Origin of the sequence: Acidiphilium sp. JA12-A1 (assembly GCF_000724705.2) — a bacterium.
GTDB lineage: Bacteria > Pseudomonadota > Alphaproteobacteria > Acetobacterales > Acetobacteraceae > Acidiphilium > Acidiphilium multivorum.
This window is the reverse complement of the sequence record NZ_JFHO01000063.1, coordinates 72535-93240: the sequence shown is the minus strand read 5'-3', so window position 1 is coordinate 93240 and position 20706 is coordinate 72535. Positions and strand designations below refer to the sequence as shown.

Genomic DNA, 20706 nt, shown 5'->3' with positions numbered 1-20706 from the left:
TTCTTGTGGGAGGAACCATGGTCACCATCGTCACCAAAACCCAGGGCCCGCGCCCTGAAGACGTCCGGATGCGGGAGATTCTCCGGCGCAACCAGGGAACGATCACGCGCATCGCCGACCACATCACCGCCGGCGGCTACTCGGCGCGCAAGGCACCGAAGCCGGCCCCCGAGGCCAGCGGCCTGATCATCAGCACGGGCGCTGCCTCGCGCCCCGACACCACGGCGGCCGCCCCATCCGTGCGGATCAGCGTGAATGGGCGTGTCTGCCTCGTCGACGGGAACACCGGCTACCAGCTGCATCACCTGGGAACCCTGCAGCGGCGTGGCGGCGAGGAGATTTTCGTGCTGGCCACCGATGCCAACGGATTCATCGCGCCCGTGGCGCCCGAGATCGCGGCGCCGCTCGGCACGCTGGACGGCACGCGGCTTTCCTCGTCCTATGGCGAGGACGAACTGGCCGCCGAAATCGGCGTTCGGCTGGGCATTGGCTGACGCGATCTCCGCGCCGCGCCGCGCGACCCGCCCGCCGGACGACCTGAAAGGCGGCGATGCGGCGGCACGCGGGCCGCGCACGGAGGAGTTCAGCACCCCCTACGACGAGCACACCACGATGAAGGCGTGGGAGTGCCTGCTCTCCGGCGAGGCCGGGGACGGGCAGCGCCGCTTTCCGGTGCGGCCGCTGATCGGCGATTCATGGTCGCGTTGCGCCTCCTGCGGCATCGATGCGCGGCAGCGGGAAGCTCCCCTGAACCACGGCATCGATGCGCTGATCGAACAGAACCGGGACCTCCTCGCGGCGGCCCGGCGCAGCTTCGGCACGATCGGCCGGCTGCTCGACGGCACCGGCGCGATGCTCGTCCTCGCCGACCGCAACGGCGTGCTGATCGATGCGATCGGCGACCGGCGGACGCTGCATGACGGCATGGACATCAATCTCTCGATCGGCGGCAAATGGACCGAGGATGTCGTCGGCACCAACGGAATCGGAACGGCGCTGTGGGCGGGCGCGCCGGTCTTCGTGCATGCGGCCGAACATTTCTGCGCCGGCATCAAGAGCTGGACCTGCGCCGGCGCGCCGATCCGCGAACCGTTCGACAACAGCATCATCGGCGTCGTCGACCTGTCCGGCCATCCGGACATCTTCCGGCCGCACAATATCGGCCTCGTCGCCGCGGCGGCGCAGGAAATCGAGAAGGCGCTCGCCGAGCAGCGCAACGAGGAGCGCGCGCGGCTGCTGGAGGCATTCATCTCATCCGCGCCCGAATATCGGCGCAGCGACGGATTGCTGATCGTCGATCATCGGGGGCGGCCGATCTATTGCCACAACGTCGCCGAAAGCACGCTGCGCGCGTTCCGCGCCAATCCGCCGACGCCGGCGGCGGAGCGGCGCCTGGTGCGCTTCCTTGAAAGCGGCAACGGCGCCGAACTGGACAATGACGCGATGCTCGCGCTGCAGAACTGCCATTTCAGCCCGCTGCAGGCGGATAATGGCATGCGCGGTGCGGCGCTGGTGTTTCCGACGCGCGAGGCCCGGCCATCCCCCGCGGCGCGGCGCGCCGATGCGGATGCCAGCGACAGCCAGGCCAACTGCATCATCGGCGAAAGCCCGGCGCTGCGGCGTGCGATCGAGATCGCCAGCCGGGTGGCGGCGACGGCGGACGTCACCTCCGTGCTGATCGAGGGGGAAACCGGCGTCGGCAAGGAACTCTTCACCCGGCTGATCCACGGCGGCACCCGCCATCGCTCTGACAGCCCGTTCGTGACACTGAACTGCGGCGCGATCACACGCGAGCTGTTCGGCAGCGAACTCTTCGGCCATGTGCCAGGCGCCTTTACCGGCGCGAGCCGGGACGGCAAGCCGGGCGTGTTCGAACTCGCGAATGGCGGCGCGCTCTGCCTCGACGAGATCGGCGAAATGCCACCCGAGATCCAGCCCTTCCTGCTCAGGGTGCTGGAGGAACGGGTTGTCCGGCGCCTCGGCGACAGCCGGGCCAGGCCGGTGGATGTGCGACTGATCGCCTCGACGAACCGCGACCTGCGACAGGAGGTCGAACAGGGACGCTTCCGGCGCGACCTGTTCTACCGGATCAGCGCGGTGACCATTCACGTCCCGCCGCTGCGCGAGCGCGGCGATGATGTGCTGCTGCTGATCGAGCATTTCAATTCCCGGTTCGCAGCACGCCTCGGCACAGCCCCGCTGACGTTCGCCGCGGAGGCGCTCGATATCCTGCGCGCCTATCGCTGGCCGGGCAATGTGCGCGAATTGCGCAATCTCGTTGAAAAACTCCACATCCTCTGGCGCGGCACGCGCGTGGGCCCGGAGGACCTGCCGGCGGAATTCCACGCCCGGCCGGAGGAGGCCGCCCTTTTGCCCGCAACAGCGCCGCGGCCGCACAGCATCGAGGAAGCCGAGTGCCAGGCGATCCGCGACGTGCTGCTCGCGGAAAAGGGGAACCTGAGCCGCGCCGCGCAGAAGCTCGGAATCTCGCGGCCGACGCTCTACCGGAAGCTCGACCAGTTCGGAATCAGGCGCGGCTTCGTCTGAACGGCAAGGGCGGCCGGAATCCAGCCGCCCTTGACGCCGGAGATCATGCGCGGCCGAGACGCTCGGCGCCGCCGCCGCGGGCGGGAGACGCGGTCGGGTCTTCCTCGTCCTCACCCAGATCGCCCACCAGCGTTTCCGTGGTCAGGATCAGCTTGGCGACCGAGGCGGCGTTGCGCAGCGCCGTGCAGGTGACGCGGACGGGATCGATGATGCCGGCATCGTACATGTTCTGGAACGTGCCGATGGCGGCATTGTAGCCGAAACCGCCATTCACCGCCGAGACCTGAGCGACCACGTGGTCGGGGTCGCCGCCGGCATTGGTCACGATGCGCCAGAGCGGGCGGGTGAGGATGGAGCGGACGAGCTTCACCCCTTCCGCGACATCGCCGCCGACGCCGGCCAGAACCTCGTCGAGCACCGGGCCGATCTGCGCCAGTGCGGTGCCGCCGCCGGCAACCACCCCCTCCTCGCTCGCGGCGCGCACGGCGGCGAGCGAATCCTCGATCAGCTGGATGGTGCGCTTCTGCTCGACCGGCGTCGCTCCGCCGGCATAAAGTATGGCGGTACCGCCGGAAAGCTTCGCGAGGCGCTCGCGCAGCTTGTCCTGCTCGATATTGGGCGGGGCGACATCGTGCATCCGCTGCACCTGCGCCCGGCGCGCGGCGATCGCCGCCGGATCGCCGGCGCCGCCGATGATCGCGGTGTGCGTCGCACTGGTGCGCACCCGCTCGGCGGCGCCGAGATCGGCCGCGGTGACGTCCTCGACCCGGCCGCCAAGATCGCGGGCGATGACGCGGCCGCCGGTGATGATGGCGATATCCTCCATCATCGCCTTGCGCCAGTTGCCATATTCGGGCGGATGCACGACGAGGTAGCGGCCCGGCCCGTCGCGCCCGAGCAGGCTGACGACGACCTCCGGCGCCACCTCCTCGGCGATCACGAGAAGCGGGCGGTGGGCGTCGGCGGCGAGCGCGCGCGCCGCATCGAGCGCATGGGGATCGCGGATCTTGAGATCCGTCATCAGGATCAGCGGCCGTTCGAGCACGGCTTCCATCTTCTCCTGATCGGTCACCATGTGATGCGAGATATAGCCGCGATCGAAGGACATGCCTTCGACGACCTCGAGCGTCGTTGCGGTGGTCACGCTGAAGTCGGTAGTGATCACGCCCTCGGCGCCGACGCGCGCGAAGGCCTCGGCGACCAGCGCGCCGAGATGCGGCTCGGTTGCGGCGATGTTGGCCACCGCGGCGAGCATGCCGTTGCCGGAAGCCGGCCGGGCCGCTTCCTTGAGGGACGATGCCACGCGCTCGACCGCGAGATCGATCCCGCGGATGAGATCGACCGCGCGGGCGCCGCGCTCGCTGGCCTCGACGCCGGCCTGGACGAGCGCGTTGGCGAGCACGATCGCGGTGGTGGTGCCGTCGCCCGCGAGTTCGTTGGTCTGCATCGAGACCTCGCGGACGACCTGCGCGCCCATGTTCTCGAACCGGTTCGGCAGCTCGATCTCCACCGCGATGCTGACGCCATCGCGCGTGACCATCGGCGTGCCGATCGGCCGGTCGATCATCGCGTTCATGCCTTTAGGCCCGAGCGTGGGCTCGACGGCCGCCGCGAGCCGGCCCACACCGCGGGCCAGCGCACGCCGGGCTTCGGAATTATGCAGAAGCAGCTTAGCCATTTTGTCTCCCTTCGGCCGATGGCCGGCGTGCTGCGTGGACCGGCCTATTCGGCGGCGACCGCGAGCGGCGAGGCCGCAAGCGCCGCCTTCTTCGCCGCGATGTCGATGCCGTAGAGCTTCGCGGCGTTGAGGCCGAGGATCTTTTCCTTGATCGCCGGGGTGAGGTCGATGCCGCGCTCCTGCTTCACATCTTCAGGCAGCTCGAAGTTCCAGAATTTCTCGACCAGCCAGCGCGGCGTCCAGATCGCGTAGTCGGAGCCGAACAGGATGCGGTCCTCGCCGAGCCAGAACAGCAGCTCGCCCATGATTTCGGCGAAGTAGCGCGGCCGGGAATGGATGAAGGGCAGGACGACCGCGAGGCCGCCATAGACGTTGGCCTCCTGCACCGCGATCCAGCAGAAATCGTCGATGCGCGGCTGGCCGCAATGCTCGACCACCCAGTTGAGATTGGGGAAGTCGGTCGCCGCATAATCGACGTCGTGAACGTCGAAAGCGTCCTTGCTCAGCGGGATGATGGTCGGGCCCTTGTGGACGTGCATGTTCCTGATGCCGAGCTTCTCGCAAAGCTCGAAGCATTTGTATGCCTCGGGATCGTTCAGACGCCAGCCGCGGGAGGCTCCGTTCCATTCGGCGGTGTAGAGTTTCACGCCCTGGATATTGTATGTTTCTTTCATGTAATGGATGTATTCGAGCGCCTTCTCGCCGTCCCGCGGGTCGAACGCGCCATTGACGATGAAGCGCTCGGGGTAGCGGGCGGCGACGTCCGCATTGCGTTCGATCGTGTTGAAACCTGTCTTGTAGAAATCCTTGAGGTAGGTCGACTGCACGATCGCGACATCGTCGGGGCCGTCGATGAAGAGGTCGCGATAGAGATCATCGGCGCTGTATTTCTCGAACTTCTCCTTCGGCCACAATTTGTCGGCGGGGCTGAGCGCGTTGTGATAGGCGAAGAAGCATTCGATGAACTGCTTGCCGTGAATGTTGCTCTGGTTCGCCGGGCTGCCGTCCCAGAAATGGGTGTGGCCGTCCACGATGAAGATTTCCTTACCCTCAGGCGTTACGAACATGGTTTCCTCCACGTGTTGATTGCTTGCTGGGCGGCGCGCCACGCGCTTGCCGCGCGGGCGCGCCGGAGTGCCGCGGTTCAGATATATTCGAAGACGTCGTCCATGTTGCCGAACAGGATCACGGTGTTGTCATCGACGCGGACCATGCGGCCGTAATGGGTCGAGGTGTTCACCTCGAAGATTTCCGCCGTCATCTCGCGGCCGAGATAATCGCCGATCTCGTCCATCTTGAAGATCAGCTTGCCGTGACCGTCGATACGGATCAGCGCCGGCTGGTAGGTGACGGTGACGCCGGGCTTGTCGCTCATGAATTCGGCGATGGCGCGGGCCTCGACCGAATCGTTCATGGTGACACCGCACTGATCCGAGATCGTCTGCTCGAAGGTGATGTCCTTCATCTGCTTGAAGATGGTCGAATGGGTCGCGTCGCGTGCTGCTGTTGACATGATGTTATCTCCTGTGCGGGGCGTCAGGCGAGGCCGAGTTCGCCGAGGATCTTGCCGATGCGCTCCTGCGACTGCGCCCTGACATCCTGGAACGAGACGGGTTTGGAATGGGGCATCGACCAGATCGGTTGCAGGCCGAGGGCCGCCTTGTCGGCGAGGGCGCGGTGTTTTTCGAGCCAGCCATGGAGAATCGCCCGGTTCTCGCCGCCATGTGTCTCGTCGTTGGCGAGGAGGTAGATGAGGTCGATCGTGTTCGCGAGGTTGCGTTCGTAATCGGCCTCGGCGGCGGAGATCACCGGCGGGGTGACGAAATCGTTGTTGGCGGCGGCGACCTGCATCAGGAAGCCGGAGCGGAACAGCTCGCCCACCAGCGGCTCGAAGACGATGTTGATCGCGAAATACTGTTCGAGATAGTCGCTCGACCCCATGATCGTCTCGACCGCCTCGCGCGTGCCCTGCCAGATCGGGTCTTCGAGCCAGGCGACCTTGCCGAGCTCGTCGTTCCAGCCGGGAATGTCCATGCCGATTTCGGCGAGGTAGAGCGTGATGTCCTGCGCGAGGCGCATCTTGTAGGACGAGTTGGTCAGCGTCGCGTTGTTGATCATCTGCGTGTAGCCATAGCGCTGCGCCTGCATCAGCGAGGTGCCGAGCCCGAATTCGGCATGTTTCCAGGCGCCGAGATGCGTTTGCAGGATGCGCTGCCAGGCCTTGTCGAAATTCGCCGGCGCGCCGGCGCGGCGGGCATTGGCGATCACGCTCTGCACCATGGTCTCGATGCGGGACTGGCGCTGGTAATGCGTGCGCTCCCATTCCTGGTCCGGCGCGCGGAAGGCATGCCAGTTGCTGCTTTTCAGCGCCGTGGCGTCCTTCACATAAGCACCCTTGCCGTTCGCGAAGGAGATGATCCAGTTCTGGATCAGGTAGCGCTCGGGATCGGGCTGGACATCGACCGTGACGTCTTCGTAATGGGTGGCGCGCTTGCCGCGCGGCTCGAAGTAGCGGTAGCGGCGGCTGTCGGAATCCGCGAAGATCGCCGCTCCCGCGGCACCCGATCCGACTGAACTCGACAAGGCTGGCATTGTTTCTCTCCCTGGGTTTCGGTTGGCCCGTGCGGCGCGCGATCAGTGACCGGCGGGTACGGGAACGCTCGAGGATGTGGTGAACCTGTCAAAGAAGACGCGCTCGTTTTCGAAGCCGTTCATGAACAGCACCGGCTGCAGCGCATCGATCATGGGGGGTGGTCCGCAGGCATAGACGTCGCCCTCGCCGTCGATGCCGAGCGCCTTCAGCCTGGCGTCGACACATTCATGCACGAAGCCGCGTTCACCCTCCCAGCCGGCATCGCCGCTCGCGTGCGAGAGAACGGGGATGAATTCCAGCTCCGGGTGGCGGTCCGCAAGCTGCGCGATGCGGTCCAGATGGAACAGATCCTCCCGCGTGCGCGCGCCGTAGAAGAAGTAGACCGGCCGGCTTTCGCCGCTGGCGAAATGGTCGTTCAGGATCGACCAGATCGGCGACATGCCGGAGCCGGCGCCGACCAGGATCAGCGGTCCGGTTCGTCCTTCCCGTCGGAAGCAGGTGCCGTAGGGCCCGGTGAGGGAGACATCGGCGCCGATCCTGATTCCGCCGCTGTCGAGTTCTCCGGAGAATTTTCCTTCGGGATATTTCTTGATGATGAAGGAGAGGCTTTTGGCTTGGTCCGGCGTATTTGCCATGGAAAACGAGCGCGTAATCGTCTCCCCTTTTTCCGTGGTGACGGTAATGTCGACATATTGTCCGGCCCAGAACTTGATCGGGGAGTCGAGGTCGATCGTGATTCCGCGAATGTCGTGCGTCAGCCGCGAAATCTCGCTGATCCGGCCGCTGAAGGTCCGCACCGCGATCGACCGCGACAGAACCTCCTCGTCATAGTTGAGAAGCTCGACCTCCATGTCGGAATAGGCGATCGCGCGGCAGAGCAGGATATGGCCGCTCTCCCGCTCCGTGTCGTTGAGCGCGAAGGTCGAGTACCTGAGCATGTCTACCTCGCCATCCGTCAGGATGCACTTGCAGGCCGAACACTGGCCCTCCTTGCAGCCATGCGGCAGGGCGATGCCCTGGCGGAACGCGGCGTTGAGCACCGTCTCGCCATCCTCGACCTCGAACTCGACCCCGACCGGTTCGAGCCTGACCGTATGCGTACCACCCATCTGGCCGATCTCCCGAAAGTCCATCACGCTCCGGCTGGGTTGCCGGAGATGTCGCGTTGAGAAGGAAGCGGGAGCCGGGGCGAACGGCTCCCGCGAAGTGCGCCGGATCAGTTGAACGGCGTGATCGTGAAGCCCGCGCGATATTCGGCGATATGCTTCGCGCGATCCTCCGGGCTCATCTCCCGCAGCAAGGTGAGCGGCGAGAGCAGGGTGTGGCCGCGCACGTCATCGAGCGTCCACAGTTCGCTGTCCTCAAAGCGCAGATGCGGCTGGGGCACCAGGGTCTTGCCGTCGGAGCGGACGAAGTTGAGATCCTTGATCGCGTCCGCGAGATCCCAGCCGTGATAGACCGTCTCCCACTCGCGCTTGCCGCTGAAGCGGCCCATCGCGGGGGTCGGGCGGCCCTGATATTCGTCGGCGAAGGCCTCGACGGCGGTCCAGCGATCGAGCTCGTGGGCGAAGGTGTGCAGCTTGCCGTCGATTTCGTCGACCACCATGTCCTCGCGGATCAGGCAGGGGACGAGGCAGCTCCAGCAGCGATGCGGATAGACGTAGCCGACATCCTGGTTGAAGGTGATGACCGTCTCGCCGCGATGGCTGAGCTTGTCGTACCACTTCCAGAAATCGCCGAACTTCGCGTACCACCCGGGGTATTTGTGTTCGAACCACTCGAAGTCCGCCTCGCGCTGGGCCTCGATGCGCCAGAAGTTCACCGGCCAGCCGACGGCGAAGAACTGGGCGACGTGGTGGACATAGAGCTTCTCGGTCAGCCGCTTCCACGCGGCCTGGACGTCGTCGTGATGCACCTTGATGCCGTATTTCTCGAGCGGCAGCATGTAGGTGCGGTAGTAATCCTCGAAGATCCAGCGGTGCCACATCTCCGCATAGGATTCCTTCGACTTGTCGCGATTGGTGGTGCCGTATTCGATGAAGGTGCCGATCGCGGCATCGACGATCGCGTGGTTCTGCCAGAAGGCGTAGCGCAGGTCGCGTTCGAGCAGGAGATGGTTGTCCGGCTCCTTGAGGGCGGCCATCAGCATCGAGTGGCCGTTGCCGATATGCCGGCTCTCGTCGGACTGCACCGAGAGGAAGACGGTCGGCAGCGCGTAGTCGCCGTTGCGGGCGGCCTCGGAAGGCATGGCGACGAACAGCGTGTTGGTGAACGCGGTTTCAGCGACGACGGTGAGATACATGCAGGCGGCGGTCATCGTGTCGCCGGTGATGAACCCCTCGCCGAACTGGCGGCCGATCGTGGTCGCGTAGCATTTGCCGAAGGCTTCCTCGGTGATGTCGAAGCCCGCCGGGTCGATGTAGTTCTCCATGTACCATTTCTTGAGGTTCATCTGGATCGTCGAGTGGCGGAACTCGTCGACCATCTGCATGGTGAACCCGGTGCGCAGATCCTCGCCCGGCGCGAGGCGCGCGACCATCGCCATCGAGCGCGCCGCCGAGATTTCCGGGAAGGGGATGATCGCCAGGAACAGCTTCATCCATTCGACCCAGCGCGGCTCGACATTGCGGAACATGTCGCCGCGCAGCGCCGCATCGAGCGCGCCGTAGACGCGGTTGTCCTTCTCTTCCTGCATCGGGAAGTAGGAGCGCAGCACCTGCTTCATCGGATCGCGCGGTGCCTTGGTGATCTTGTAGTCCGTCGGGAAGGTCATCGCTTCCTGGACATAGGTCGGGTTCCACCCGAGGTCGGAAATCTTCCTGGTCGCCTCGCCGACGGATATGCCGCGCTGCGAGGTAATCTTGTTGAGCGTCAAGGACGTCATGTCTTCAAACCTCCACCTTGTTTGCGCCCGGGTCCCCTGACCCCGGCGGAAAGCGGCCACACACGCCGCCGTTCGAGTTGTCGGCGGGATCGAGCCCGCCCAGTGGATCACGGCAAAGGTCTGCGAACGATCCGGTCTGGCAACGACGAAAGCGCGTCGGCCGCCAGCCATGTTTCCTCCGTTCCTTCGTTCTTGTGGCACCGCGCCTGGCGCGATGGGTTTCTTCTGCCCGATGTTCTGCAAGTCGTGTGCCAAGCGGGGCGGGCCGCGCAAAGCCGGCGCCAGGGCCGTTTAGGGCACAGGGCGGCACTGCGCCGGACACATGGGCTGTAAAGAAATCTTACACCTGTAAATGACAGCTGTAATACTGTTGTCATTCCGAACATCTTCGTCTTTTTCTATGAGTTATCAAATTGACTTTGCCGCGGACCGGAAGCTAAGTCTTGGCCCCAGAAGATCGGCGCGGCTCTGCCGGCCGATCGGGCCGAGGAGACGAAGGTGTCCGAAAAGAAGCGGCGAACCCGAAATCCGGCTGCATCCACGTGGAACGAGGACGACGCGGTCGATCAGCTCATGCGGCTGATGTCGCGCGATCTGGTGTTCACCATGACATTTCTCGGCGAGAGCCAGCATAGGATGCAGCGGCATTTCGAGACATTCATCACCGATGCCCTCGCCGCGGCCGGAGTGACTCAGGAGACGCACCCGATGATCCGGCTGTTCATCGAGCGGCATGCCGCCCTGCTGCGGGAATTCGTGTTTGCCGGCGTGGCACTTTCACGGCAGTTCGGGATCGGCGAGATCGAGCGGCTGATCGGCGATGCGTCGTCGCTGCTGCGGATCGATATCTGGGACCAGCTCAGGAGCCATATCGAGATGGCGGAAACCCGGTTCCGCGCCCAGCTTCCCGACCTGCCGCGGCAGCTCGCCGATTTCGAGGCGCCCGCGCCGCCGGAGGCCAGGCCATGAGCGGCGCGATGGCCGAACGGCGGCGGCTGTTGGGCCGCCGCCTCGAACTCGTCGGCGTGATGTGCGGGCTGAATGCCGAGGCATTGCGCGTGTTGCAGAACCTTGCCGCCATCGAGATCGACATCCAGCGGCTGGAGGCCGAGGACGATGGCGATGCGCCGCCGGCGCCGGAGCAGTTGCGCGCCGCCACCGATGAAGCCGCCGCGCTGCGCGATGCGCAGGCCGCGTGCGAGATGCGGATCGAGACGGTGGAGGCGGAGATGTCCGAGATCGACCGGTTGCTGGCGGCGATGACGGACGACTGAACGGAGGAAAGGTGCGATGAACCAGGCTGGCCCGCGAACGCTCACCCTTTTCGATCTGCTCGGACGCGTCTGGCACTGCGGCGCGCCGGCCGGCGCGCTGTGCTTCGGCGGCGATGGCACGGCCGTCGCCTTTGCCTGCGCCGACGGCACGGTGGCGGTGGCGGCGATCGAGGATCCCGAACCGCCGGAGACGCGGATCCGGATCAGCGGCGATGTCGGGCAGGCGACGATCCGCCCGCGCGCGCGACCACCCGCACCGCTTGCCATCTCGCCTTCCCTGCATGACGGCGCGCCGCCGATCGCGGCCGGCGATGGCGGAGGCTTTCTGGCCGGCACGCGGGACGGCGAGATCGTCGTGCTGGGGGCGGACGGCGCGGTGCGCGGCACGCGGGCGCGGATCCACGGCCCGGTGATCGCGCTTGATCATGCGGCTGCGGTGGCGATCACCGCGGTCGCGGGCAGCGACGCGGTGCAGCTGTGCCAGGGCGTGGGTGCGCTATCCGACGAGCTGGCCGACGATGGCGAAGGCGAGATCGTCGGCATCCGCCTCTCGCCCTCCGGACGGCATCTCGCCATTGCGCGGAGCGAGAGCCTGAGCATCGTGGCGATCGACGGCAGCGGCCGGGCGCCAATGGTGTTTGGCCTGCTGTCGCGCCCGCTGTCGCTCGCCTGGCGGGAGGACGAGGCCTGGCTCGCCTGCACGCTGGCCGAGGGCGGGTTCCTGATGATCGATTGCGAGGGCGGACGCAGCGGCACCGTCACCGGGTTTCCGATGGCGACGCGCGATGCCGCCTGGAGCGGGCCGGCCGCGGCGTTCGTGGCATCCGGGGCGTTTCGCGTCGCTGCATGGTCGATGGCGACGCCGCCGCTCGATGGCGACATGACCGGCGCGCTGGTCAGCGGCCGGGCGGGGCTGGTGGCGGTGGAGAGCGTTGCGGCCCATCCGGCGCGGCCGCTCGTCGCGGCGGGTTACGCCAACGGCCAGATCCTGCTCGTCCAGATCGGCGGGCGGGACGAACTGCTCGTGCGCCCCGGCGGCAGCGCGGTGACGGCACTCGGCTGGTCGGCTGACGGGCACCACCTCGCCGCCATCGGGGCGGACGGGATGGTGAGCATCACGGCGTTTCCGGACCGGATGTTCAAATGACCACAGGCGGAGAAAGGGAGACGGACATGCAGGTGCAGATGACCGACGAGGAACGGAGCAAGGACGAGTTCTTCCAGCGCGTTGCCCAGCTTTCGGAAGAGATGGTGGCGCGGCACGGGCGGGAATTCACGATGGGCACGCTTGTGCTCGCCGCGCGCTGGATCGCGGAGAACCGGATCGGCAGCGAGACGGCGCCGTCCTGACGGCGTTTCAGGGGCTCCGCCGGCGATAGAGAATGCACGCGGCGCGCAGCAGCGAGGCGAGATTGTCGATATCGCCGAACCAGTCCTCCGCCTCATCGTGGAGCAGGGCGATCAGACGCGGGACGGAGACGCCTTCCGCCGTGGCGATCTCGCCCAGCGCGTCCCAGAAGACGCGTTCGAGCCGCACGCTGGTCGACCGGCCGGAGAGCCGGACCGAGCGGCTGGTCTGGGCGAAATCCGCAGGGTCGCGGCCTTGCAGAAGATTGCACATCGTTCCTCCCTGCCGCCGCCTTGGTGGCGCCGGCTTCGGGTTCATGACCCGGTTCAGGCACAACCCGTGCAAACGCGGTGCCAGCGCGGCAAGGACAACCGGAACCGAAGGATTTCGTGCCGGACCGGTGATCGGCGCCTGGCGCTCGCTGCTCAGAAACGGAACGATCGTGCGCGGGTTCTGTTCTGCTTCAGGTCAAAGCCGGGCCGCCGCGGAAGCCGCGGGATGGACGGGTTGGGCTGCGGGCGGGACGCCCGTATAACCCGCATCGGAGAAAAGGAGAGACGACGCATGGCCAAAGCGATCCACAGCATGATCCGCGTGCTCGACGAGGCGCGCTCGATCGCGTTCTACGCGCAGGCTTTCGGCCTGGAGATCGCAGATCGGCTCGATTTCGACACGTTCACGCTGGTCTACATGAGCAATGCGGAAAATGATTTTGAACTCGAACTGACGATCAACAAGGGCCGCACCGAACCCTATGCGCTCGGCGATGGCTATGGCCATATCGCCTTCTGCGTCGACGATCTCGACGCCGAGCACGCGCGGTTCGACGCGGCGGGCTGGGCGCCGCGCAAGATCGTCGAGTTCAGGCGCGACGGCACGCTGCTCGCGCGGTTCTTTTTCGTTGCCGATCCGGACGGATATCAGATCGAGGTGCTGCAACGCCACGGCCGCTATCGCTGAGCGGCCGGGGACGGCTCAGCGGAAGGCGCAGCCCGGCTTCATGCCAAGCCGCCGCAGCAGCATGGCGGCGGGGCAGAAGCCGGTGATACCGGCCTGGAACAGGTTGAGCCCCACCAGCGCGGTGAGGACGTAGAACCACGGGCTCACCAGCCAGCCCAGCGCGAGACTGAGCAGCACCATGAAACCCGCGAAGCTGAGAACGGTCTTGTCCACATTCATGACAGCATGTCCCTTGCCCTGGAGCACTTTCCGATCCTGCTGGATCGGATGTCGTGCTCCATCATATTGATAACCTGAGCATCCTTATCCGATCAGATGACGCCATCTGATCGGATGATGCTCTGAACATCACGCCGCCGCCGCGAGGTGGCGGCGCGCGAAATCGACGATCGCCTGAGCGCTCATGGCCCCGGCGCTCTGGCCGATGACCCGACCGCCCCTGAGCAGGAACAGCGCCGGGATGCCGCGCACGCCGAGGCGGGCGGAGATCTCCGGCGCCTCGTCGGCATTGAGCTTGAGCAGCCGGACCTCCGGTTCGAGGATGGTGGCCGCCTGCTCGAATTGCGGCGCCATCATCCGGCACGGTCCGCACCAGGGCGCCCAGACATCGAGCAGGAGGGGAATCCCGTCCCGCTCGGCGTGGCGCTCGAAGCCGGCCTGGTCGACCTCGACGGGATGGCCGTCGAACAGCTTGCGGTGGCAGGCGCCGCATTGCGCGGCCTGCGCCGGGCGCGCCGGCGGGATGCGGTTCACCGCGCCGCAATGCGGACAGACGAGATGGGTTGCGTCAGCCATGGCCCGCGCCTTTCGCCGGCTTGCGGTCGTTGTGGTGAATCTTCGTGATGTTGAGCTGCTTCATCAGGAACCGCTCGTAGAAGGGCTCGCTCTCGCCGGCGCGGATCTTGCGGAGGAAATACTTCTCGAAGGCGACTTTCGCGAGATGCACCCAGGCGCCGGTCGAGGCCCAGTTGACGTCGCGCGGCGGGATCTGCGGCTGGGCGACGAAGGCCACGCCGCCATCGCCGAAATCGGCAAGGCAGACGGCGTTCCACGTCGCCCGCGCGTGCGGCGCCTCGCCGCGCAGCAGCGCGCCGATATTGTGGGCGGTGGCGGTGACCATCGATTCGATCATGAAACCTGTCTTCGGCACGCCGACCGGCACCGGCGTCTTGCCCACCGGCGGGATCGCGACGCAGACGCCGACGCTGAAGACGTTCGGATAGGTCTGGTTGCGCTGGTGCTCGTCGATCAGCACGAAGCCGCGCGGATTGACCAGCCCCTCGATGCCGCGCAGCGCCGGCACGCCGCGAAAGGCGGGCAGGAACATGGTGAAGCGGCTGGGCAGCTCGTGGGTTGCGATCGTCTGGCCGTCCGCGCCGACTTCCTCGGCCACCACCTTTTCGGCATCCACCGCGGCGATCTTCGCGTTGGTGATCCATTTGATGTGGCGGTGGCGCAGCTCGCTCTCCATCAGCGACTTGGTGTCGCCCACGCCATCGAGCCCGAGATGGCCGATATAGGGTTCGGAGGTGACGAAGGTCATCGGCACCTTGCTGCGCAGGCGGCGCTTGCGCAGTTCGCGATCGAGGATGAAGGCGAATTCGTAGGCCGGGCCGAAGCAGGACGCGCCCTGCACCGCGCCGACGACGACCGGCCCCGGATTGGCGCAGAAGCGCTCGAACACCTCGAAAGCGGCGGCGGCGTGGTCGGTCTGGCAGATCGAGACGGTGTTCTGCCCGGGGCCGCAGCCGGGAATCTCGTCGAAGGCGAGTTCGGGGCCGGTGGCGATGATGAGATAATCGTAGGGAATGCTCTCGCCGCCATTGAGCTCGACGCGGTTTTCGGCCGGATGCACGCGGGCGGCGCCCTCGGTGCGGAAGGTGATGTTCTTGCGGCGCGTCACCTTGTCGAGCGAGACCTCGATGTCGGCGCGCTCGCGCCAGCCGACGGCGACCCAGGGGTTGGACGGGGTGAACTGGAACGTGTTCCGCTCGCCGATCAGCGTGATCCTGTCTTCCGGCCGGATCTGTCCCGCGGTTTCGAACGCGGCGAGCGTGCCGCCAAGCCCCGCCCCAAGGACCACAATCTCTGCCATGCTTTCCTGCCTTTCCGAGCGCTCCGGCGAAGGCGGCGCTCCGCCGCGCCCGGAGGGATGTTAATTGGTTTGCGGCGACGCCGGCTTGACCTGGATCAACGCCCGCGCCGGCAGCCGGGAGAAAACTGCGAAAGCGCGGTGCGGCCGGTCGATCCGGCGCCGCCACGTTTGACAATATATGCATATATTCGTATATACGCAAGTATGAAACTGGATATCGACGCGATGAACCTGGCGGCCGACGAGGCCAGCGATCTGCTGAAGTCGCTGGCCAACCGGCACCGCCTGCTCATTCTCTGCCAGCTGCTCGACGGCGAGCGATCGGTGGGCGAGTTGGTCGCGTTCCTGCAGATCCGCGACAGCGCGGTCTCCCAGCACCTCGCGCTGCTGCGCAAGGACGGGCTGGTGACCGCCCGGCGCGAAGGGCAGAGCATCCGGTATTCGATCGCCAGCGCGCCGGCCCGCACGGTGATTTCGGCCCTTGCCGGAATCTATTGTAGCCCGGAGGGCGTCACCTGCGCGGTGCCCGATCCTTCATCGACAACGGAGATTTCGACATGACGACACCTTCCAAGCTGCGCGACCTCGACCCCGCCACCGTGCATGACGACCTGCGCGCCGGCCGCATCCTGCTGGTCGATGTGCGCGAGCCGCAGGAATTCGCGGTGGAGCGCATTCACGGCGCGATGCTGTTTCCGCTCTCCACCTTCGATCCGGCGATGCTGCCGCAGGACCCGGGCAAGCCGATCGTCTTCCAGTGCGGCTCGGGCAAGCGCTCGGCGATGGCGGCGGCGAAGTGCCGCGAGGCCGGCATCGCGGTGAACGCTCATCTCGCCGGCGGCATGATGGCGTGGAAGGCGGCGGGGATGCCGTATGTCTCGCTCGATTCCGCCACCGGCCAGGTGGTCGACCGCCGCTGACCTCCCGCCCGCCGCACCGTCCCCGACAAGGAACGACAGCATGCCCCGCAAGCCATTCCTCCTCTCGCTGCTGCTGCCGCTCCTGCTCCTGTCGGGGATGGCGGCGGGCGCCACAACACCCGTCTCGACCTTTACCGTCGCCGCCCGCATGGTGCCGGACCAGAAGGCCGTGTTCGCCACCGTCGAAAGCCGCAACGTGGTGCCGGCGCGCACGCGGATCGGCGGCACCGTCACCGCGCTTTCGGTGCATGACGGCGACAGCGTGACGGCGGGCCAGGTCATCGCCACCGTGCATGACCAGAAGCTCGAATTGCAGATCAAGGCGCTGGATGCCGAGATTGCGGGGCTGCGGGCCAGCCTCGTCCAGGCGCAGACCGATCTGCGGCGCACCGAGGCGCTGGCGCATAGCGGCGCGGTATCGCGCCAGCAGCTCGACCAGGCGCGGACGGCGGTGGACGTTGCCGCCAGCACGCTCCGCGCGCGGATCGCGCAGCGCGCCGTGGCCGCCCAGCAGCAGGACGAGGGCGCGGTGCTGGCGCCGATCGCCGGGCGGGTGCTGACCGTGCCGGTGACCGACGGCACGGTGGTGCTGCCGGGCGACACGATCGCCACGGTCGCCGAGCAGAACTTCATTCTCCGCCTGCGAATTCCCGAGCGGCACGCGCTGCATCTGAAGGCCGGCGACATGGTGCGGCTGGATGGCGGCGAATTCGGCCTTACCGGCGCGCGGTTCGGCCGCATCACCCTGGTCTATCCGCAGATCGTCGCCGGCGAGGTGCGCGCCGATGCCGAGGTGAAGGGGATCGGCAGCTACTTCGTGGGCGAGCGCGTGCGCGTTTTCGTCCCGGCCGGCGAGCGGCGGACGATCGTGGTGCCGTCAGGCTTCGTCTTCACCCGCTTCGGCCAGGATTACGTGAGGCTGCGGCAGAAGGATGGCAGCGTGATCGACGCGCCGGTGCAGCGGGGGCTGCCGCTGCCGACCCGCGCGATGCCGGACGGGTTGCAGATCCTCGCCGGCCTGGTGCCGGGTGACGTGCTGGTGCGGCCGTGAGGCTCGGCATTTCCGGGCGGCTCGCCCGCGCCTTCATCCGCTCGCCGCTGACGCCGCTGTTCCTGCTCGCGGCGCTGGCGGCCGGGCTGGTCGCCATCACCACCATTCCGCGCGACGAGGACCCGCAGATCCATGTCCCGATGGTGGACGTGATGGTGCAGGCGAACGGGCTCAAGGCGGCGGATGCCGCGGAACTCGTGACCAAGCCGCTCGAGACGATCCTGAAGGCGATTCCGGGCGTCAAGCATATCTACAGCGAGACCCGCGACGACCAGGTTCTGGTCACCGCCCGCTTCAGGGTGGGGACCAACGAGGACGCCGCCGTGGTGCGGGTGAACGACAAGATCCGCGCCAACATGAACCGCATCCCGATCGGCATTCCGCCGCCGCTGGTGGTCGGGCGCGGGATCGACGATGTCGCGATCCTCACCCTCACCCTCGCGCCGAAACCGGGGGCGGCGACGCACTGGACCCAGGGCGCGCTGTCGCAGATCGCGACCAAGCTGCAGGATCAGCTGATCAAGGTGCCGAATGTCGGGCTCAGCTACATCGCCGGGTCGGACCCGATGCAGATCCGTGTCGAACCCGAACCCGACAAGCTGATGCTCTACGGCGTGACACTGCAGCAGCTCGCTTCGCGGGTGGCCGATGCCAACCGCAGCTTCATCGCCGGGCGCGTGTTCGACCATGGCGAGCTGCGCGACGTGGCGGCGGGGCAGACGCTGTTCGGCGTGCCGGATATCGGCCTGCTGCTGATCACCACGCGGGACGGGCGGCCGGTCTATCTGCGGGATGTCGCGCATGTCGTCGTCGGGCCGGCGCCGCTGCAGAGCCATGTCTTCGCCATCACCCATGAGGGCAAGGCCTGGCACACGGCGCCCGCCGTGACGGTGGCGCTGGCCAAGCGCGCGGGCAGCAACGCCGTGGTGGTGGCCGATGACGCGCTGAAGCGGGTGAAGAGCCTCGAGGGGTCGCTCATCCCCTCCGACATCTCGGTGCAGGTGACGCGGGATTACGGGCGCACCGCCAACGAGAAGGCGAACGAGCTGCTGTTCCATCTCGGGCTGGCGACGATTTCGATCGTCGTGCTGATCGCCTTCGCGGTGGGCTGGCGCGAGGCGGTGGTGACGCTGGTGGTGATTCCGACGACCATTCTCGCCACCGTGTTCGCCTCGGAACTGATGGGCTACTCGATCAACCGGGTGAGCCTGTTTGCGCTGATCTTCGCCATCGGCATCCTGGTGGACGATGCGATCGTGGTGGTGGAGAACATCGCAAGGCACTGGGCGATGCCGGGCACGCGCTCGCGCCGGCGGGCGGCGATCGAGGCGGTCGCGGAGGTGGGCAACCCGACCGTCGTCGCGACGCTGACGGTGATCGCCGCGCTGCTGCCGATGCTGTTCGTCTCCGGGCTGATGGGGCCATACATGGCGCCGATCCCGGTGAACGCCTCGGCGGCGATGGCGTTCTCGTTCTTCGTCGCGATGATCATCGCCCCGTGGCTGATGTACAAGCTGGCCGGGCGGGACCGGTTCGCCGAGGAAGACAGGGCGGGAGAAATCGAGTTCCTCGAACTGACGACCCCTGCCCTCGCCCATGAGGCGGGTGCTGCGGCGGCGCATCCGGACCGGCTCGGGCGGCTCTACCGCGCCGTTGCCGCACCGATCCTGCGCACGCGGCGCCGGGCCGGGTTGTTTCTCGCCCTGGTCGGCATCGCCACGATCGCCGCCTGCGCGATGTTTTACACCGAGGCGGTGACGGTGAAGCTGCTGCCGTTCGACAACAAGTCGAGCCTGAACGTGCTGCTCGACCTGCCCGCCGGCAGCACCGTGCAGCAGACCGAGCAGACGCTGTTCGCCGCGGCGCGGATCGCCGAGACGATGCCCGAGGTGCGGGCCCTGCAGGTGTATGCCGGCACGCCGCAGCCCTTCGACTTCAACGGGCTGGTGCGGCATTACTACCTGCGCGACCAGCCCTGGCAGGGCGACCTGCATGTGATGCTGACGCCGAAGGGCGACCGCTCGCAGCAGAGCCACCAGATCGCGGGCGAGCTGCGCCGGCGCCTGCTGAAACGTCTGCCCCTGCCGCATGGGGCGGTGCTGAAAGTGGTCGAGGCGCCGCCGGGTCCTCCGGTGCTCGCCACCCTGCTCGCCGAGATCTACGGCCCGAACGAGGCGACGCGCCTTGCCGTGGCGCGGGAGGTGAAGAAGCTGTTCAGGAAGGTGCCCTATATCGTCGATATCGACGATTCCTGGGGGCATCGGCAGAAGCAGCTGGATATCGCGATCGACCAGGACCGGCTGGAATATTTCGGCGTGCGGCAGGCCGATGTCTATGACACGATCCAGGACCTCTTCGGCGGCATGAAGGTCGGCTATTCCTATCGCGGCGAGAACCGGCTGCCGATCGAGATCGCGATCGGCCTGCCCAACCACGCGCTCGACTGGAGCCAGCAACTGGCGGACACGCCGGTGCCGGCCAATGCGGTGCCGGCGGACAAGTCGGTCGTCGAACTCGGGCAGGTGGTGCACGTGACGCGCACGGAGGGATCGCGCGTGCTCTACCGGCGCGACGGGCATTTCGCCGACATGGTCACCGCCGAGCTGGACGGGAAGTTCGAGGCGCCGATCTATGCGATGTTCGCGGTGGACAAGCTGATCAACCAGCATGACTGGGGCAAGCTGCCGAAACCGACAATCAGCTTCCGCGGCCAGCCGGCGAGCGAGGCGCACCCGACCCTGCTGTGGGACGGCGAGTGGGAGATCACCTATGTCACGTTCCGCGACATGGGGGCGGCGTTCCTCGTCGCGCTGCTCGGCATCTACGTGCTGGTGGTCGCGCAGTTCCGCAGCTTCAAGGTGCCGCTGCTGGTGCTCACCCCGGTGCCGCTGACGCTGATCGGCATCATGCCCGGGCACTGGCTGCTGCACGCGCAGTTCACCGCCACCTCGATGATCGGCTTCATCGCGCTGGCCGGCATCATCGTGCGGAACTCGATCCTGCTGGTGGACTTCATCCGCCACGGCGCGCGGCCGGGGCTGACGCTGCGCGAGGTGCTGCTGGAGGCCGGCGCCATCCGCTTCCGGCCGATCCTGCTGACCGCGCTCGCGGCGATGATCGGCGCATCGACGATCCTGCTCGACCCGATCTTCCAGGGCCTGGCGATCTCGCTGCTGTTCGGCCTTGCCTCGTCCACCCTGCTGACGGTGCTGGTGATCCCGGCGATCTACGTGGTGCTGCGCGACCCCGACCGGATCGTTTCCTGACCCGGCCCTGACCCCGCCGCCCGGCACGCACGGCTGCGTGCCGGGCGCATTCCTGCTCCGAGCAAAATGCGAATCGGCATGGCCTGTCGA

General features: G+C 66.8%; 21 protein-coding genes. 11 read left to right on the top strand and 10 right to left on the bottom strand.

Annotation, left to right across the window (positions count from 1 at the left end):
* Positions 1-17 precede the first annotated feature (17 nt).
* Positions 18-494: a hypothetical protein gene (locus RT91_RS12860; protein WP_035187587.1), complete on the top strand. Its 477-nt coding sequence runs from the start codon at positions 18-20 to the stop codon at positions 492-494.
* Complete coding sequence (locus RT91_RS12855) at positions 487-2547, top strand: sigma-54-dependent Fis family transcriptional regulator (protein WP_035187585.1); 2061 nt, start codon at positions 487-489, stop codon at positions 2545-2547. The genes RT91_RS12860 and RT91_RS12855 overlap by 8 nt, the downstream gene beginning before the upstream one ends.
* Positions 2548-2590: 43 nt before the next feature.
* Here the strand turns inward: RT91_RS12855 and RT91_RS12850 are convergent, their stop codons facing one another.
* The 6 genes from RT91_RS12850 to RT91_RS12825 all read right to left on the bottom strand — a co-directional run bounded on the left by RT91_RS12850 (position 2591) and on the right by RT91_RS12825 (position 9702).
* Entirely contained in the window at positions 2591-4225 is a 1635-nt protein-coding gene (locus RT91_RS12850; protein ID WP_013639984.1) for a molecular chaperone GroEL, read from the bottom strand.
* Between the two features lie 44 nt (positions 4226-4269).
* Complete coding sequence (locus tag RT91_RS12845) at positions 4270-5292, bottom strand: amidohydrolase family protein (protein ID WP_013639985.1); 1023 nt, start codon at positions 5290-5292, stop codon at positions 4270-4272.
* 77 nt (positions 5293-5369) lie between these two features.
* Positions 5370-5738, bottom strand: a complete 369-nt coding sequence (locus RT91_RS12840; protein WP_007421823.1) for an MmoB/DmpM family protein — start codon at positions 5736-5738, stop codon at positions 5370-5372.
* 23 nt (positions 5739-5761) lie between these two features.
* The gene (locus tag RT91_RS12835; RefSeq protein ID WP_007421822.1) at positions 5762-6817 is read right to left on the bottom strand and encodes an aromatic/alkene monooxygenase hydroxylase subunit beta; all 1056 of its coding nucleotides are present in this window, start codon (positions 6815-6817) and stop codon (positions 5762-5764) included.
* A gap of 42 nt (positions 6818-6859) precedes the next feature.
* Positions 6860-7927 carry an NADH:ubiquinone reductase (Na(+)-transporting) subunit F gene (locus tag RT91_RS12830; RefSeq protein ID WP_240314284.1) on the bottom strand — a complete coding sequence of 356 codons (1068 nt, stop codon included), beginning with the start codon at positions 7925-7927 and terminating at the stop codon, positions 6860-6862.
* Between the two features lie 107 nt (positions 7928-8034).
* Positions 8035-9702, bottom strand: a complete 1668-nt coding sequence (locus RT91_RS12825) for an aromatic/alkene/methane monooxygenase hydroxylase/oxygenase subunit alpha (RefSeq protein ID WP_013639986.1) — start codon at positions 9700-9702, stop codon at positions 8035-8037.
* A gap of 498 nt (positions 9703-10200) precedes the next feature.
* On the opposite strand from RT91_RS12825, the gene RT91_RS12820 reads away from it, so the two are divergent.
* The 4 genes from RT91_RS12820 to RT91_RS22185 are packed head-to-tail and all read left to right on the top strand — an operon-like array spanning position 10201 to position 12326.
* Positions 10201-10671, top strand: a complete 471-nt coding sequence (locus tag RT91_RS12820) for a hypothetical protein (protein WP_007421818.1) — start codon at positions 10201-10203, stop codon at positions 10669-10671.
* Positions 10668-10976 (top strand): hypothetical protein, encoded by a 309-nt coding sequence (locus RT91_RS12815; protein WP_007421817.1) that lies wholly within the window; start codon positions 10668-10670, stop codon positions 10974-10976. The genes RT91_RS12820 and RT91_RS12815 overlap by 4 nt, the downstream gene beginning before the upstream one ends.
* A 16-nt stretch (positions 10977-10992) precedes the next feature.
* A complete protein-coding gene (locus RT91_RS12810; RefSeq protein ID WP_035187582.1) occupies positions 10993-12123 on the top strand; it encodes a WD40 repeat domain-containing protein in 1131 nt (376 codons plus the stop codon).
* Positions 12124-12149: 26 nt separating this feature from the next.
* Positions 12150-12326 (top strand): hypothetical protein, encoded by a 177-nt coding sequence (locus tag RT91_RS22185; protein WP_011942204.1) that lies wholly within the window; start codon positions 12150-12152, stop codon positions 12324-12326.
* A gap of 7 nt (positions 12327-12333) precedes the next feature.
* Here the strand turns inward: RT91_RS22185 and RT91_RS12805 are convergent, their stop codons facing one another.
* Positions 12334-12597: a ribbon-helix-helix domain-containing protein gene (locus RT91_RS12805; protein ID WP_011942205.1), complete on the bottom strand. Its 264-nt coding sequence runs from the start codon at positions 12595-12597 to the stop codon at positions 12334-12336.
* Positions 12598-12888: 291 nt separating this feature from the next.
* On the opposite strand from RT91_RS12805, the gene RT91_RS12800 reads away from it, so the two are divergent.
* Entirely contained in the window at positions 12889-13284 is a 396-nt protein-coding gene (locus tag RT91_RS12800) for a VOC family protein (protein WP_007421814.1), read from the top strand.
* A gap of 15 nt (positions 13285-13299) precedes the next feature.
* On the opposite strand, the gene RT91_RS12795 is transcribed toward RT91_RS12800, so the two are convergent.
* The 3 genes from RT91_RS12795 to RT91_RS12785 form a co-directional block, all read right to left on the bottom strand.
* Complete coding sequence (locus RT91_RS12795) at positions 13300-13503, bottom strand: DUF2892 domain-containing protein (RefSeq protein ID WP_011942207.1); 204 nt, start codon at positions 13501-13503, stop codon at positions 13300-13302.
* Positions 13504-13632: 129 nt separating this feature from the next.
* Positions 13633-14079, bottom strand: a complete 447-nt coding sequence (locus RT91_RS12790; RefSeq protein ID WP_007421811.1) for a co-chaperone YbbN — start codon at positions 14077-14079, stop codon at positions 13633-13635.
* Positions 14072-15379, bottom strand: coding sequence for an NAD(P)/FAD-dependent oxidoreductase (locus RT91_RS12785; RefSeq protein WP_035187580.1), 1308 nt, complete (start codon positions 15377-15379; stop codon positions 14072-14074). The genes RT91_RS12790 and RT91_RS12785 overlap by 8 nt, the downstream gene beginning before the upstream one ends.
* Before the next feature lie 225 nt (positions 15380-15604).
* Here RT91_RS12785 and RT91_RS12780 point away from each other — a divergent pair, with 225 nt between their 5' ends.
* Genes RT91_RS12780 through RT91_RS12765 form a run of 4 tightly spaced genes read left to right on the top strand, consistent with a single transcriptional unit; the run spans position 15605 to position 20616 of the window.
* Positions 15605-15940 (top strand): helix-turn-helix transcriptional regulator, encoded by a 336-nt coding sequence (locus RT91_RS12780; RefSeq protein ID WP_231295394.1) that lies wholly within the window; start codon positions 15605-15607, stop codon positions 15938-15940.
* Positions 15937-16299 (top strand): rhodanese-like domain-containing protein, encoded by a 363-nt coding sequence (locus RT91_RS12775; protein ID WP_007421808.1) that lies wholly within the window; start codon positions 15937-15939, stop codon positions 16297-16299. The genes RT91_RS12780 and RT91_RS12775 overlap by 4 nt, the downstream gene beginning before the upstream one ends.
* Before the next feature lie 40 nt (positions 16300-16339).
* A complete protein-coding gene (locus tag RT91_RS12770) occupies positions 16340-17350 on the top strand; it encodes an efflux RND transporter periplasmic adaptor subunit (protein WP_013639989.1) in 1011 nt (336 codons plus the stop codon).
* Positions 17347-20616 carry an efflux RND transporter permease subunit gene (locus tag RT91_RS12765; RefSeq protein ID WP_011942209.1) on the top strand — a complete coding sequence of 1090 codons (3270 nt, stop codon included), beginning with the start codon at positions 17347-17349 and terminating at the stop codon, positions 20614-20616. The genes RT91_RS12770 and RT91_RS12765 overlap by 4 nt, the downstream gene beginning before the upstream one ends.
* The last annotated feature ends 90 nt before the right edge of the window (positions 20617-20706 follow it).